The organism is Janthinobacterium sp. P210006 (assembly GCF_036231885.1).
GTDB classification, from domain to species: Bacteria; Pseudomonadota; Gammaproteobacteria; order Burkholderiales; family Burkholderiaceae_D; genus Janthinobacterium; species Janthinobacterium violaceinigrum.
The window spans coordinates 318521-334588 of the sequence record NZ_JAZARD010000004.1 but is presented as its reverse complement, the minus strand read 5'-3'; the positions used below and the strand labels follow the sequence as shown (position 1 = coordinate 334588).

Genomic DNA, 16068 nt, shown 5'->3' with positions numbered 1-16068 from the left:
GCCAGTGTCCGATCGTGTTCTTCCAGACTGGGCCAGCGTGACGGTGGCCGCTGGCTGCCTGCGCGCACCTAGCGAGGCCAAGTTGAAAGAGTACACCGCAGTAGTCACGCAGCAGATCCAGCAACAGATTTCCAAGTTTAAAGAAATCTTCCGCGACCATGCCCTCGCGCCGGACAGTTTCGACGCCGCGCGCGACGATGCCTTGCCCCTGCGTTCCGAGCTGTTCAGCGCCATGCAGATGGCGGCCCACGGCAAGCACGTGGCTGCCGGCCATGCGGTGGGACGGCACCATGGCCGCGACCGCCTGTTGGCGCGCCTGGCCGACAATGCGGCCCTGATCACGGCCACCGTCAACGAGCTGACGGCCACGGTGAAAAGCGGGCGCCAGGTCACGCCCGCGTCGGAATGGCTGCTCGATAATTTTTATCTGATCGAAGAGCAGATCCGCACCACGCGGCGCCATTTGCCGAAGAACTACAGCAAGGAGCTGCCACGGCTGACTGCCGGCGTGGATGCGGGCTGCCCGCGCGTGTACAAGATCGCGCTGGAAATCATCTCGCATGGCGACGGCCGGGTTGACCTGGAAAATCTGTGCCACTTCATCGAGGCCTACCAGGATGTGGCCACCCTGACCCTGGGCGAACTGTGGGCCGTGCCCATCATGCTGCGCCTGGCCCTGATCGAAAACCTGCGGCGCGTCGCCGTGCGCGTGGCCGATGACCGCATGCAGCGCGACCTGGCCAATACCTGGGCCGACCAGATGACGGAGATCGCCGAGCGCAATCCCAGCGGCTTGATCCTGCTGGTGGCCGACATGGCGCGCTCGAATCCGCCGATGACCAGCGCCTTCGTGGCGGAGTTGTCGCGCCGCCTGCAGGGGCAAAGTTCGTCGCTGACCCTGGCGCTGTCGTGGCTGACGCACAAGCTGGCCGAATCGGGCCTCACCATCGAGCAGCAGATCCAGTCCGAGATCGGGCAGCAGGCGGCCGACCAGGTATCGATCGCCAACAGCATCGGCAGCCTGCGTTTTCTGGGCACCATGGATTGGCAGGAATTCGTCGAGACCATGAGCGTCGTCGAGCAGACCCTGCGCCTGGACCCGGCCGGCACGTATGGCTTGATGGATTTCGCCACGCGCGACAGCTACCGCCACGCCATCGAACGCATCGCGAAGCGCAGCGCGCGCAGCGAGGTGGAGGTGGCCGAGATGGTGGTGCAGCTGGCGCACACGCATGGCAACGGCAACGATGCGCGCCGTGGCCACATCGGCTTTTACCTGGTGGGACGCGGCGTGCTGGTGCTGGAAAAGCAGGCCGGCGCCAGGCTGCCCTTCGTCGAGGCGCTGCAGCAGACGGCGCGCGCCGCGCCGCTGGCCGTCTATCTTGGGGCCATCTGTTTCCTGAGCCTGGCGACGAGCGCCTTGCTGCTCGAGCGTGCCGTGCGCCATGGCGTGCAGGGCTGGTCCCTGGCGGCGCTGGGCGTGCTGGCGCTGCTGGGCAGCAGCCAGCTGGCCGTGGCCGTGGTGAACTGGCTGGCGACCCTGATGACGTCGCCGCACCCGCTGCCGCGCATGGATTACCAGGCCGGCATTCCGTCGGACGCGCGCGGCATCGTGGTGGTGCCGACCCTGATCTACAGCCAGGACAACGTGGCGGCCCTGTGCGAGGCGCTGGAAGTGCGCTATCTGGCCAACCGCGATCCGAACCTGCGCTTTTGCCTGCTGACGGACTTTGTCGATGCGGAGGCGCAAACGCTGCCCGGCGACGAGGCCTTGCTGCGCCAGGCGCAGGACACCATCCGTGGCCTGAACGACAAATACCGCGTGGAAGGCATCGAGTTCAAGGACAATGGCGACCCGGCCGAACGCGAAGCGCTGGGCCACGTGGGGCCGTTCCTGCTGCTGCACCGTCCGCGCCTGTGGAATTCGCAGCAGAATGCGTGGATGGGGCAGGAGCGCAAGCGGGGCAAACTGTCCGACCTGCACGCGTTCCTGCGCGGCGGCGCGCGCGACAAATTCGCGCTGGTGGAAGGCGAGTTGCGCGGCCTGCGCACGATCAAATACGTGATCACGCTCGACACGGATACGCAGCTGCCGCGCGACGCGGCGCGCGAATTCATCGCCACCATGATGCACCCGCTGAACCGCCCCGTGCTGGATGCGGCCGGCACGCGCGTGGTGGCCGGCTACGGCATCCTGCAGCCGCGCGTGGCCGTCGCGCTGCCCAGCGCGAACGCGTCGCGCTACGAGCTGCTGTGCGGCGGCGAACCGGGCATCGACCCGTACACGCGCACCGTCTCCGACCTGTACCAGGACGTGTTCTATGAAGGCTCCTTCATCGGCAAGGGCATCTATGACCTCGACATGTTCGAGCGCGTGCTGGGCCAGCGCCTGCCCGACAATAAAATCCTCAGCCACGACCTGCTCGAAGGCTGCTACCTGCGCGCCGGCCTGCTCAGCGACTCGCAGCTGTATGAAGAATACCCGGCCCGCTATGACGCCGACGTGAGCCGGCGCCAGCGCTGGATACGCGGCGACTGGCAGCTGGTCGGCTGGCTGCTGGGCCGCGTGCCGGGCCGCGCGGGCAAGCGCGAACGCAATCCCCTGTCGATGCTGTCGCGCTGGAAGCTGTTCGACAATTTGCGCCGCAGCGTCGTGGCGCCCGCCACCACCGTGTCGCTGCTGCTGGTGTGGGGCTTTTTGCCGCACGTGGCGTTCTGGAGCGCGGCCGTGCTGGCCATCATCTTCCTGCCGCCCGTGTTTTCGGCCCTGTACGACCTGCTGCGCAAACCGCGCGACACCCTGTGGCGCCAGCACCTGGCCGCGTTCGAGCGGCGCTGCGGCGTGCAGTTTTCGCACGCCATGCTGACGCTCGTCTTCCTGCCGTACGAAGCCTGGATCAGCCTGGACGCCATCGCCCGCACCTTGTGGCGCCTGGGCGTGTCGCACAAACATTTGCTCGACTGGCGCGCCTCGAACCTGCACAGCTCTTCCGGCTCGCAGGCCGATAGCTGGCGCGCCATGTGGTGTTCGCCCGCGCTGGCGCTGGCCACCTTTGCTGCCTTGCTGGCCTGGCGCCCCGCCGCCTTGCCGGCAGCGGCCGTGGTGCTGCTGCTATGGCTGGCCGCTCCCGCCATCGCCTGGTGGATCAGCCGCCCCATCGAACGGGCCGTGGCGCGCCTGTCGGCCGAGCAGGGGCGTTTCCTGCATGGCGTGGCGCGCAAGACCTGGGCGTATTTCGATACCTTCGTCGGACCCGACGATCACTGGCTGCCGCCCGATAACATGCAGGAGCATCCGAACCTGGTGGTGGCGCACCGCACTTCGCCGACGAATATCGGCCTGGCGCTGCTGGCCAACCTGACGGCCTATGATTTCGGCTACCTCACCATGGGCCAGCTGATCGAGCGCAGCCGCGCCACCTTGCGCAGCATGGGTGAGCTGGAGCGCTTCCAGGGCCATTTCTACAACTGGTACGATACGCAAACGCTGAAGGCCTTGCAGCCCATGTATATCTCGACGGTCGACAGCGGCAACCTGGCCGGTCATCTGCTGACCTTGCAGCCGGGACTGGTGGAACTGTACGACGCGCCCATCATCGGCGCGCAGGTGGTACAGGGCATCCGCACGACGGCGCAGGTGCTGCAGGAGTTCATCGCCGCCGAAGGCGAAGGCAAGGAAATGCGCGCGTCGCTGGCGCTGCTGCAGGCGCCTGCCGCGCCGGCCAGCCTGCCCGAATGGCATGCCTACCTGCATGCGGCGAATGGCGCGGCCGACGCGCTGCTGTCGCTGACCCTGCAAAGCGAGGATGGCGAGCTGTCCATGTGGAGCGGTGCGCTGGCGCGCCAGTGCCGCGCGGCGCTGGCCGAGCTGCTGCAACTGGCGCCGTGGGCGGCGCAAGCGGACCTCGATGCGGCGTGGCAGCGCGTGCCGACCCTGCGCGAACTGGCCAACCTGACGCTCATGGAAGGCACGCCGCCCGAGCTGGCGGCGCTGCTGGCGCAGGGCAGCGAACAGGCGGGCCGCCACATGCGCGACATCGCCCATGCGGCGGGCCAGGCGCGCGATTTTGCGCAGGTCGAATACGCATTCCTGTACAACCCGTCGACAAAACTGCTGGCCATCGGCTACAACGTGAGCGAGCGGCGCCTCGACCCCAGCTACTACGATTTGCTCGCTTCCGAAGTGCGCCTGGCCAGCTTCATCGCCATCGCCCAGGGACAGCTGCCGCAGGAGCACTGGTTCGCGCTGGGGCGCCAGCTGTGCATGGTGGCCGGCCAGCCCGTGCTGCTGTCGTGGAGCGGCTCGATGTTCGAATACCTGATGCCGCTGCTGGTGATGCCGAATTATCCGAATACCCTGCTCGACCAGACGTATCACTCCGTCATCGAGGCGCAGATCGACTATGGCCGCCAGCGCGATGTGCCGTGGGGCGTTTCCGAGTCCGGCTACAACACGGTCGACGCCAGCTTGAACTACCAGTACCGCGCCTTCGGCGTGCCGGGGCTGGGCTTGAAGCGGGGCCTGGCCGACGACCTGGTGGTGGCGCCGTACGCCAGCATGATGGGCCTGATGGTGCAGCCGGAAGCGGCGTGCCAGAACCTGCAGCGCATGCAGGCGGCCGGCTACATGGGCCGCTACGGCTTCTTCGAGGCGATCGACTTTACCACCGCGCGCCTGCCGCGCGGGCAGGGCAGCGCCGTCATCCGTTCCTTCATGGTGCACCACCAGGGCATGGGTTTCCTGGCCCTCAGCTACCTGCTGCACGACCGTCCCATGCAGCGCCGTTTCGAGTCCGATCCGCTGCTGCAATCGGCCTTGCTGGTGCTGCAGGAACGCACGCCGCAGGCGGGCGCCTTTTACTCGAACACGGCCGAACTGGCGGTGCTGCGCAGCGGCGCGCCCGAGCAGGCCATGCCGATGCGTATCCTCACGCAGGCCAACAGCGCCGTACCCGAAACGCAGCTGCTGTCGAATGGCCGCTACCACGTCATGGTGAGCAATGCGGGCGGCAGCTACAGCCGCTGGAAAGACCTGTCCGTGACGCGCTGGCGCGAGGACAGCACGCGCGATAACTGGGGCAATTTCTGCTACCTGCGCGACCTCGACGACGGTGCCGTCTGGTCCACCATGTACCAGCCCACCCTGGCCGAGCCGAAGAAATACGAGGTGATCTTTTCCGAGGGACGCGCGGAGTTCCGCCGCGCCGACCACGGCCTGGATCTGTACACGGAAATCGTCGTCTCGCCCGAGGACGACATCGAAATCCGCCGCACCCGCATCAGCAACAATTCGAACCGCCAGCGGCGCATCGAGATCACCAGCTTTGCCGAAGTGGTGATGGCGCCGGCGGCGGCCGACGCGGCTCATCCCGCGTTCAGCAAGCTGTTCGTGCAGACGGAAATCCTGGCGCCGGAAAATGCGATTTTGTGCACGCGCCGTCCCCGCTCGAAAGACGAGCAGATGCCGTGGCTGCTGCACGTGATGACGGTGCATGACGCGGAGCGCTACAAGGTCTCGTTCGAGACGGACCGCGCGCGCTTCATCGGCCGCGGCAACACGGCGCAATTACCGCTGGCGCTGCAGGAAAGCGGCCCCTTGAGCGGCGGCCACGGCTCCGTGCTGGACCCCATCGTGGCCATCCGCTACGTCATCACGCTGGCCCCCGACCAAGCCGTGACGGTCGACAGCGTGACCGGCATGGTGGAGCAGCGCGAGGCGGCGCTGCACCTGATCGACAAATACCAGGACCGCCACCTGGCCGACCGCGTGTTCGAGCTGGCCTGGACGCACAGCCAGGTGGTGCTGCGCCAGCTGAATGCCAGCGAAGCCGATGCGCAGCTGTATGCGCGCCTGGCCAATGCCGTGATCTATCCGAATGCGGCCTTGCGTGCCGAGGCCAGCATCCTGATCAAGAACCAGCGCGGCCAGTCCGGCCTGTGGGCGTATGCCATCTCGGGCGACCTGCCCATCGTGCTGCTGCAGATACGCGATTCGGCCAATATCGAACTGGCGCGCCAGATGGTGCAGGCGCATGCCTATTGGCGCCTGAAAGGGCTGGTGGTGGACCTGGTGATCTGGTACGAGGAACAGTCGGGCTACCGCCAGCTGCTGCACGACCAGATCATGGGCCTGATCGCCTCGGGCATCGATGCGCAGGCGATCGACCGTCCGGGCGGCATCTTCGTGCGCCTGGCCGAGCAGATCGCCAACGAAGACCGCATCCTGCTGCAGTCGGTGGCGCGCGCCATCATCAGCGACCTGCGCGGCACCCTGGCCGAGCAGGTCAAGCGCCCGGCCAGTCCCGTGCTGCGCATGCCGCCGCTGCTGCAAGAGCCCGCCCGCGAGCATGGCGGCGTGCCGCACCGGGCGCCACAGCGCGAGCTGATACTGGAAAATGGCCTGGGCGGCTTCACGCCCGATGGCCGCGAATACGTGATCACCACGGGCGAAGGAAAACAGACGCCGGCGCCCTGGTCGAACGTGCTGGCCAATGCGCAATTCGGCACCGTGGTGTCCGAAGGCGGCCAGGCGTATACCTGGAGCGAGAATGCGCATGAATTCCGCCTCACCCCATGGCAGAACGACCCCGTGTCCGACCTGTCCGGCGAAGCGTTCTATGTGCGCGACGAGCAGAGCGGCCAGTTCTGGTCGCCGTCATCGTTGCCCGCGCGCGGCAGCGGCGACTACGTCACGCGCCACGGTTTCGGCTACAGCGTGTTCGAGCACAGCGAAGGGGGCATCGCCACCGAATTGTGCACCTATGTGGCGCTGGACGCGGCCGTCAAATATTCCGTCATCAAGGTACGCAACGACAGCGGCGTGCCGCGCCGCCTGTCGGTCACGGGCTATGTGGAATGGGTGATGGCCGACCTGCGGGCCAAGTCCGGCATGCACGTGGCCACCGAAGTGGACACCATCAGCGGCGCCCTGTTTGCGCGCAATAACTACAACACGGAGTTTTCAGGCCGCGTGGGCTTTTTCAATACGGACGCCAGCATCCGTTCCATCACCTGCGACCGCAATGAATTCATCGGCCGCAACGGCAGCCTGGCGCAGCCGGCGGCGCTGCGCCGCGTGCGCTTGTCGGGCAAGGCGGGTACCGGATTGGACCCGTGCGCCGCCATCCAGGTGCCGTTCGAGCTGCAGCCGGGGCAGGAGCGCGAAATCGTCTTCCTGCTCGGCGTGGGCGGGCGCCGCAATGCGGATGCCAGCACCATGGTGCAGCGCCATGCGGGCAAGGAGGCGGCCCGCAGTGCGCTCGACGCGGTGCGCGCGCACTGGGACAGCACCCTGGGCGCCGTGCGCATCGAGACGCCCGATCCCTCGCTGGACGTGATCGCCAATGGCTGGCTGATGTACCAGACCATCGCCTGCCGCCTGTGGGCGCGCAGCGGCTATTACCAGTCGGGCGGCGCCTACGGTTTCCGCGACCAGCTGCAGGATGCGATGGCCATGATCCACACGGCGCCGCAGCTGCTGCGCGGCCACTTGCTGCTGTGCGCGGCGCACCAGTTTGTCGAAGGCGACGTGCAGCACTGGTGGCATCCGCCGTCGGACCGGGGCGTGCGCACGCACTGCTCCGACGACTACCTGTGGCTGCCGCTGGCCGCCTGCCGCTACGTGATCGCCACGGGCGACGTCAACGTGCTGTCGGAAGTGGCGCCCTTCATCGAGGGGCGCGCCGTCAAGCCGGAAGAGGATTCGTATTACGACCTGCCCGTGCGCTCGGGCGAATCGGCCGACCTGTACGAGCACTGCGTGCGCGCCATCCGCCACGGCCTGCGCCTGGGCGTGCACGGCTTGCCGCTGATGGGTTCCTGCGACTGGAACGACGGCATGGACAAGGTGGGCGAGCATGGCAAGGGCGAGAGCGTGTGGCTGGCCTTCTTCCTGTACGAGGTGCTGCAGCGCTTCGCGGAAGTGGCCTTGCTGCGCGGCGACGCGGCGTTTGCCCAGTTCTGCCGCGACGAAGCCGTCAAGCTGGCGGCCAATGTCGAGGAACATGCGTGGGATGGCGAGTGGTACCGGCGCGCGTATTTCGACGACGGCACGCCATTGGGATCACACACGAACGAGGAATGCCAGATCGATTCGATTTCGCAAAGCTGGGGCGTGCTGTCGGGCGCGGCCAACAAGGAGCGGGTCGCCGGCGCCATGCGCCAGGTCGATGCGCGCTTGGTGCGGCGCTGGCCTGGCACAGATCTCGGCGTGATCCAGCTGCTCGATCCACCGTTCGACAAATCCAGCCTTAACCCCGGTTATATCCGCGGCTATGTGCCGGGCGTGCGCGAGAACGGCGGCCAGTACACGCATGCGGCCATCTGGACGGCGATGGCGTTTGCCCGCCTGGGCGATGGCGAAAAGGCGTGGGAACTGCTGCGCATGATCAACCCCGTGCGCCACGGCGTCGATGCGCAGGCGGTGGCGCGCTACAAGGTGGAGCCGTATGTGGTGACGGCCGACGTGTATGCCGTGGCGCCGCATGTGGGACGCGGCGGCTGGAGCTGGTACACGGGGTCGTCGGGCTGGATGTACCGGCTGATCGTCGAATCGCTGCTCGGCTTGACGCGCGAAGCGAACGTGCTGCGCGTGGCGCCGAACATGCCGGCCGATTGGCGCGCCTTCAAGCTGCATTACCGCTTTGGCGCCAGCAGCTACGCGATCACGGTGGAACAGGCGCAGGGACGGCCTGCAGGATTGTCGCTCGACGGCGTGGCGCAGGAGGGCAACAGCATCGCCCTGCGCGACGAGAGCCGCGAGTATGCGGTGCTACTGCTGCTTTAGTCTTGCCACGTATCGTGCTCGGGCCGGCGCAGTCCCAGCAGCAGGATCAGGCCCGCGCCCAGCAACAGCAGGTCGCGCGTGCGCACTTCGGGCACGGACGGCGCTGCCGTCTGGCGATTCGCCGGCGCCGCCGTGGCGGCGGGGAGCTGGCAGGCGCAGGCGGCCAGGCACAGCGCCGCCATTTTTCCATTCCAATGCATATATTCCTCAAGAAAGCGCGCCGGCCGTTCGGGACCAGCGCGCCGGTGTTCATGTCGCCGTCATTGTAATTATGAACATGAACATTGTAAATGAGAAATTATTTTAGGTTGCGCCAGGGCGGTGCGTCAGAAGCCCAGCGCCGCGCCCGCGCCCAGCAGGGTCGCCACGCCCAATATGGCAAAGACCAGCGCCGCGATGCCGTGCACGAGGCGCAGCGAGACGCGGTTGGCGATCCTGTCGCCCAGGTACACGGCCGGCACGTTGGCCAGCATCATGCCGAAAGTGGTGCCCAGCACAACGGAGTAGATGTCGTGGTAGCGCGCCGCCAGCGCCACCGTGGCCACCTGCGTCTTGTCTCCCATTTCCGCCATGAAGAAGGCGATCAGGGTGGTCAGGAAGACGCCATACTTGGCCAATCTGGTTTCGTCTTCATCGAGCTTGTCGGGGATCAGGGTCCAGGCAGCCATCGCCAGGAAGGACACGCCCAGTACCCAGCGCAGCACGTCCGGCCCCAGCATGCTGGTGATCCAGGCGCCGACGGCGGCGGCAAACGCGTGGTTGGCGATGGTGGCGACGAAAATGGCCAGCACGATGGGCAAGGGCTTGCGGAATTTGGCGGCCAGCAAAAAGGCCAGGAGTTGGGTTTTGTCGCCGATTTCAGCGAGACCGACGATGCCGGTGGAGATGAGGAATGCTTCCATGAGATTGCAAGAGGTACGCGGGCCGGACGAATTAACCAATGATCCACGGGCGACTCCGGCCCATGCGGCCGCCCTGGATCAATGGTCTCGTCAAGTTCTGCAACCACCTGCACCATGGCCTGCGGGCCAATTATGTTGATACAGGTTCCTGCGGCAGGACCGCAGGACGACTACTCCCCAATGTTCGAGGCGCATCATACGCCAATGCCCGCGTCCGCGCCAGTGCCGCCGGGGGATGCTGCGGCCTGGTGTGTGGGACTTCGACAACAATGACCGTTTTGCAAACAGACTCGACTTAGAATGCAGTCTGTCCACGACTCCCAGATGGAATGCGCCATGCCGGTCCTTGTCCGCTTGCTTGCCCTGTGTTTGACGTTGCTGTCTCCCTTGCCCGGCCTGTGCGCCGCGGCGCCCTTCGACGACAAGTTCCGCCAGCTCGAAGAATTGCTGCCCACGCCGAATGCCTACCGCACCGCGTCCGGCGCGCCGGGCCACGCCTACTGGCAGCAGCGCGCCGACTACGTGATCCGCGCCACCCTGGACGAAGCGCGCCGCGAAATCACGGCCAGCGAACAGATCACCTACCATAACCGCTCGCCCGACAGCCTCGCGTATCTGTGGTTGCAGCTGGACCAGAATGGCTTGCGCAAGGATGCCGACCAGCGCCGCGTCCTGAGCGCGCCGTCGCGCCAGGCCTGGCTCGGTGGCAGCGAAGAGGAGGCGCTGAAATTCGAGGACTTGCGCGCCATCCATGCGGGCCGCGAATTCGACGGCGGCTTTAAGCTCACCGCCGTGAAAGCGGCCAACGGCAAGCCGCTGCCGTATGTCGTCAACCAGACCATGCTGCGCATCGATTTGCCGGTGGCGTTGGCGCCAGGCCAGAGCATCAGCTTCGGCATCGACTGGTCCTACAGCATCAATGACCAGAAGGTGCTGGTCGAGCGCTCCGGCTATGAATATTTTGAAGACGACAAGAACGCGATCTTCCAGGTCGCGCAGTGGTTTCCGCGCATGGCCGCGTATTACGACGCCGTCGGCTGGCAGCACAAGCAGTTCCTCGGCTCGGGCGAATTCACGCTGGAATTTGGCGACTACGAGCTGTACCTGACGGTGCCGGGCGACCATGTGGTGGCCGCCACGGGCGAATTGCAGAATCCTGCCGCCGTCCTGAGCACGGTGCAGCGCGAGCGCCTGGCGCGGGCGAAGAACAGCGATACGCCGCTGCTGGTGATCACGCCCGCCGAAGCGCTGGCGGCGGAAAAGGGGAAAGCCACGGGCATGAAAACCTGGCACTTCAAGGCGGCCAATGTGCGCGACGTGGCGTGGGCGTCGAGCCGCAAGTTCATCTGGGACGCGCAGGGCTTGAATAGCGGCGGCAAGCGCGTGATGGCCATGTCCTACTATCCGAACGAGGGCAATCCGCTGTGGCAGCAGTACAGCACGCGCGCCATCGTGCACGCGATCGAGCAGTACAACAAGTACAGTTTCGACTATCCGTATCCGAATGCGCTGTCCGTCAATGGCGCCGTGGGCGGCATGGAGTATCCGATGATCTCGTTCAATGGCGGACGCCCCGTGAAGGACAAGAAGACGGGCGTGCTGACCTATTCGAAGACGGCGAAATATGACCTGATTGGCGTGATCATCCATGAAGTGGGACACAATTATTTTCCCATGATCGTCAACTCGGACGAGCGCCAGTGGACGTGGATGGACGAGGGCCTCAATTCCTTCCTGCAGTACTTGGCCGAACAGGCGTGGGAAGAGCATTTCCCCTCCTGGAATGGCGAGCCGCGCAAGATCGTCGACTACATGCGGAGCCAGAACCAGGTGCCCATCATGACCAATTCCGAGTCCCTGCTGCAGTTCACGGCGAATGCCTACGACAAGCCGGCCACCGCCCTCAACATCCTGCGCGAAACCATTTTAGGGCGCGAGCTGTTCGACTTCGCCTTCAAGCAGTACGCCTTGCGCTGGAAATTCAAGCGTCCCACTCCCGCCGACTTTTTCCGCACCATGGAAGATGCGTCCGGCACCGACCTGGACTGGTTCTGGCGCGGCTGGTTCTATACCACCGACGCGGTCGACATCAGCATCGACGGCATCAGCGAATATGGCGTGAGCACGAAGAATCCCGAAGTCGAGAAAGCGTGGAAGAAGGCGCAGAAGGCCGCGCAACCGATTTCGATCTCGGACCAGCGCAACAAGGCACTGCCGAAGAAGGTCGACCTCGACCCCGCGCTCAAGGATTTCTATAACCAGCACGATGAATTCACGGTCACCAACAAGGACCGCAACAGCTATGCGGAGGAGCAGGAAACGCTGGAGCCATGGGAGAGAAAGCTGCTTGAGCAGCACAACATGGGCAAACATCTGTACCTGGTCGATTTTTCGAATCTCGGCGGCCTGGTGATGCCGCTGATCCTGGAAATCGAACTGAAAAGCGGCAAGAAGATCGTCGAGCGTGTGCCGGCCGAAGTGTGGCGCTATTCGCCGCACAAGATCAGCAAGGTCATCATCACGGACGAGCCGATGGTGGGGCTGGTGCAGGACCCGTATTGGGAGACGGCCGATATCGATACCAGCAATAACGCCTGGCCGAGAAAGATCACGCCATCGCGTCTGGAGCTGTTCAAGCTGGACCGCGACAAGAACAATCTGATGAAGGATTTGAATACGCCGCTCAAGGCGCCGGAGCCCAAGGGCGAGGCCAGGCCCGAGGTGAAATAGGCCGGGGGCGCCGGCCGCTCCGGCGCTTTTTTTCTGCCGGCCTGCGCCGGAAGTGCTATTCTGCGCGACGCCCCGGCGCACACGGACCGGGGCTTTCGCAAATCATTCAAAAGACGACCATGCAAACTTTGACCTTCCTGCGCGCGCTGGGCTGTGCGCTACTCTGCCAGGTAACCCTGGCCGCGCACGCCGATCCTCTCAGCTACGCGCGCTACGACCAGGTGCGCACGCGCGACCTGCAGCTGGACCTGAAAGCCGACTTCAAGCAAAAGACCTTGAGCGGCTATGCCGAGCTGTCGTTGAACTGGATCGACCCGGCGGCGCGCACCCTGGTGCTCGATACGCGCGATCTGTCGATTGCGAAAGTGCAGGTACAGGACAAGCGCGGCGCATGGCAGATGGCGCCGTACCAGCTGGACAAGGCCGATCCGGAAAAGGGCCAGGCGCTGCGCATCACGACCACGGGCCAGCCGGGCAAGGTGCGCGTCTACTATCACACGGCACCCAACGCCATCGCGCTGCAGTGGCTCACGCCGCAGCAGACCATGTCGGGCAAGCTGCCTTTCATGTTCAGCCAGTCGCAAAGCATCAACGCCCGCTCGTGGGTGCCATCGCAGGATACGCCGGCCGTGCGCTTTACCTATGGCGCGCGCATCGAGGCGCCGAGCGGCATGCGCGTCGTGATGAGCGCCGAGAACGACGAAAAGGCGACGGGCAAGGGCGGCTGGAAATTCAGGATGCCGCAGCCGATTCCTTCCTACCTGCTGGCCATCGCCATCGGCGAACTGGAAGTGCGTAAACTCGGCCCCCGCTCCGCCGTGTATGCGGAACCGCCGCGCATCAAGGCCGCCGAATACGAGCTGGCCGATACGGAAAAGATGATCCAGGCTGCCGAGGCCCTGTATGGCCCGTATGGCTGGGGCCGCTACGACATGATCGTGCTGCCGCCATCGTTCCCCTACGGCGGCATGGAAAACCCGCGCCTGACCTTCCTCACGCCGACCATGATCGCGGGCGACCGCAGCCTGGTCGACCTGATCGCGCATGAACTGGCCCACTCGTGGTCGGGCAACCTGGTCACCAACGCGTCGTGGAAGCACATGTGGCTCAACGAAGGCTTTACCACCTACGTCACCACGCGCATCGTCGAGCAGCTGTATGGCAGCGAAGTGGCGCAGATGGGCGTGCAGGTCGACCAGGAAGAACTGGCCGCCTCGATCAAGGAACTGCCGGCGGCGAAAACGGCGCTGGTCACGCGCGATGCGGACGCCAATCCCGCGGAAACGTACACGGACGACGGCATCATCTATCCGAAGGGCGCCTGGTTCCTGGCCACCATGGAGCGCCGTGCGGGCCGCGCCGTGTTCGATCCCTTCCTGCGCGGCTGGTTCGACCAGCATGCGTTCCAGAGCGTGACGACGGACCAGTTCGTCGCCTACCTGCGCAAGAACCTGCTGGCGCAGCATCCGGACGTGATGCCGGAAGCGGAACTCCAGGAATGGCTGTATGGCACGGGCGTGCCGGCCAGCGCGCAGCGCGTCGTGTCGCCGCGCCTGGCGCTGCTGGACCAGCACCGCGACGCCTGGCTGAAAGGCGAGCTGGCGACGAAGGACCTGGGCATGGACAAGTGGATCGCCATCGAATCGATGCACTTCCTGAACGACATCAACAACAAGGCCAGCGCGGCGCAATTGCGTGAGCTGGACCAGGTCTATGGCGTGGGCAAGAGCGGCAACAATGAAGTGGCGTACCGCTTCTACCTGGCCTCCGTGAACGCCGGCTACGATGTGCGCCAGCCGCTGCAAGCGTTCCTGATGAGCGTGGGCCGCCAGAAGTTCGTCGTGCCCCTGTACGGCGCCTTGATGAAAACGCCGCAAGGCCATGCCTGGGCCAAGGACGTGTATGCGCAGGCGCGCGAACGCTACCACCCGGTGACGCAGGAAAGCGTCGATAAATTGATGGCCGCGCAAGCGCATTGAACCTTTTTTGGACATCCTGACCATGCATTCCATGAACCGTCTTGCCGCCGCCATCGTGCTGGCGTTTTCCTGCATCGCCGTGCCGGCGCTGGCAGCCGATGCCTTACCCGTCGCTGCCGCCGCATCCGCGCCTGCGCCGGCCTTCGATCTTGACCGCGACGTCGCCACCGCCCTGAAGGTGTTTGACGTGCCGGGCATGGCGATCGCCATCGTCAAGGATGGCAAGGTCGTCACCGCCAGGGGCTTTGGCGTGCGCAAGCTGGGCGAGCCGGCGGCCGTCGATGCGAAGACGCTGTTCGAAGTGGCATCGAACTCGAAGGGCTTCACGGCCGCCGCGCTGGCCATGCTGGTCGATGAAGGCAAGCTGGCCTGGGACGATCCCGTCACCAAGCACTTGCCCGGCTTCCAGATGCACGATTCCTACGTGACGGGCGCCATGACCATCCGCGATTTGCTGACGCACCGCAGTGGCCTGGGCCTGGGCGCGGGCGACTTGCTGTGGTGGCCCACCACCACGTTCAGCACGGACGAGATCATCGAGAAGCTGCGCTACATCCGTCCCGCCACGAGTTTTCGCAACAGCTATGCCTACGATAACCTGCTGTACATCGTGGCCGGCAAGATCATCGCCGACAAGGCGGGCAAGAGCTGGGGCGAGGCCATGCATGAGCGCATCCTGGCGCCGCTGGGCATGACGGGCACGACTACGAGCCTGCTTGAGAACGCGGGCAATCCCGATGTCGCCAATGCGCACAGCAAGATCGACGGCAAGATCGCCGCCGTCAAGTCGATGCCCGTGCCGAACGCCGTGGGCGCCGTCGGCATCAACACGAATGCGGAAGATATCGCCAAGTGGATGATGGTGCTGCTCGACGGCGGCAAGATCGCCGGCGTGAAGGACAAGGACGGCAAGGAAGCGCGCCTGTTCAGCGAAAAGCAGGGCCGCGAAATGTGGACGGCGCAAACGCCGATCAAGATTCCCGAGCCGAAACCGGCGCTGGCGGCGACCAAGCCGAATTTCAGCGCGTATGGCCTGGGCTTCCAGCTGCGCGACTACAAGGGCATGAAGGTGGCCATGCACGGCGGCGCGCTGCAGGGATTTTATTCGCGCGTGGTGATGGTGCCGGAAGCAAAACTGGGCGTGGCCATTCTGACCAATGCGGAAAACGGCGGCTCCATGACGGCGCTGCAATGGCGCATTCTCGACCATTACCTGCAGGCGGCGCCGTCGGACTGGCTCGCGCTGGTGGCCAAGGTGGAGCAGGACCAGCATGCGGAGGAAGTCAAGAAGCAGGGCAAGGCGTCGAGCGCGCGCGCGGCCAGATCGCAGCCGTCGCTGCCGCTGGCGGCGTACGACGGCGAGTACGAGGATGCCTGGTATGGCAAGGTCGTGATCAAGCCCGAGGGCAAGAAGCACATCCTCAGTTTTACGCGCACGCCGGACCTGACGGGCGAGCTGGAACACTGGCAGCACGATACCTTCATCGTGCGCTGGAAAGAGCGCAACTTCAACGCCGACGCCTACGTGACGTTCTCGCTCAATCCCGATGGCAGCATCGACAGGGTGAAGATGGCGCCCGTGTCGGCCGAGACGGATTTCAGCTATGACTTCCAGGACCTGAGCCTGGTGCCGGTGAAACCGAAGGAAGCGAAGAAATAAGGTGTCGATACA

Annotated in this window: 6 protein-coding genes and 1 riboswitch; of the genes, 4 read left to right on the top strand and 2 right to left on the bottom strand. The window is 65.1% G+C overall.

Annotated elements, in window-relative coordinates:
- Positions 1 to 232: 232 nt before the first annotated feature.
- On the top strand, positions 233 to 8785 hold the full coding sequence (locus tag VPH41_RS21250) for a GH36-type glycosyl hydrolase domain-containing protein (protein WP_442906309.1): 8553 nt from the start codon (positions 233 to 235) through the stop codon (positions 8783 to 8785).
- On the opposite strand, the gene VPH41_RS21245 is transcribed toward VPH41_RS21250, so the two are convergent.
- A complete protein-coding gene (locus VPH41_RS21245; protein ID WP_152282025.1) occupies positions 8782 to 8967 on the bottom strand; it encodes a hypothetical protein in 186 nt (61 codons plus the stop codon). The two genes, VPH41_RS21250 and VPH41_RS21245, sit on opposite strands and share 4 nt — an antisense overlap.
- 144 nt (positions 8968 to 9111) lie before the next feature.
- The gene (locus VPH41_RS21240; protein ID WP_152282026.1) at positions 9112 to 9687 is read right to left on the bottom strand and encodes a TMEM165/GDT1 family protein; all 576 of its coding nucleotides are present in this window, start codon (positions 9685 to 9687) and stop codon (positions 9112 to 9114) included.
- Positions 9688 to 9708: 21 nt separating this feature from the next.
- Positions 9709 to 9878, bottom strand: a riboswitch (yybP-ykoY riboswitch).
- Positions 9879 to 10023: 145 nt separating this feature from the next.
- On the opposite strand from VPH41_RS21240, the gene VPH41_RS21235 reads away from it, so the two are divergent.
- From VPH41_RS21235 to VPH41_RS21225, 3 genes are all read left to right on the top strand, one after another.
- Positions 10024 to 12417 (top strand): M1 family aminopeptidase, encoded by a 2394-nt coding sequence (locus VPH41_RS21235; protein WP_328571415.1) that lies wholly within the window; start codon positions 10024 to 10026, stop codon positions 12415 to 12417.
- 119 nt (positions 12418 to 12536) lie between these two features.
- Positions 12537 to 14396 (top strand): M1 family metallopeptidase, encoded by a 1860-nt coding sequence (locus tag VPH41_RS21230; protein ID WP_328571414.1) that lies wholly within the window; start codon positions 12537 to 12539, stop codon positions 14394 to 14396.
- Positions 14397 to 14418: 22 nt separating this feature from the next.
- Entirely contained in the window at positions 14419 to 16056 is a 1638-nt protein-coding gene (locus tag VPH41_RS21225; protein WP_328571662.1) for a serine hydrolase, read from the top strand.
- Positions 16057 to 16068: the final 12 nt, after the last annotated feature.

What these genes read in the sequence shown, in the direction of transcription:
- VPH41_RS21250 (WP_442906309.1), top strand. Translation starts at nt 233, where the DNA reads ATGCAGATGGCGGCCCACGGCAAGCACGTGGCTGCCGGCCATGCGGTG.
- VPH41_RS21245 (WP_152282025.1), bottom strand. Translation starts at nt 8,967, where the DNA reads ATGGCGGCGCTGTGCCTGGCCGCCTGCGCCTGCCAGCTCCCCGCCGCC.
- VPH41_RS21240 (WP_152282026.1), bottom strand. Translation starts at nt 9,687, where the DNA reads ATGGAAGCATTCCTCATCTCCACCGGCATCGTCGGTCTCGCTGAAATC.
- VPH41_RS21235 (WP_328571415.1), top strand. Translation starts at nt 10,024, where the DNA reads ATGCCGGTCCTTGTCCGCTTGCTTGCCCTGTGTTTGACGTTGCTGTCT.
- VPH41_RS21230 (WP_328571414.1), top strand. Translation starts at nt 12,537, where the DNA reads ATGCAAACTTTGACCTTCCTGCGCGCGCTGGGCTGTGCGCTACTCTGC.
- VPH41_RS21225 (WP_328571662.1), top strand. Translation starts at nt 14,419, where the DNA reads ATGCATTCCATGAACCGTCTTGCCGCCGCCATCGTGCTGGCGTTTTCC.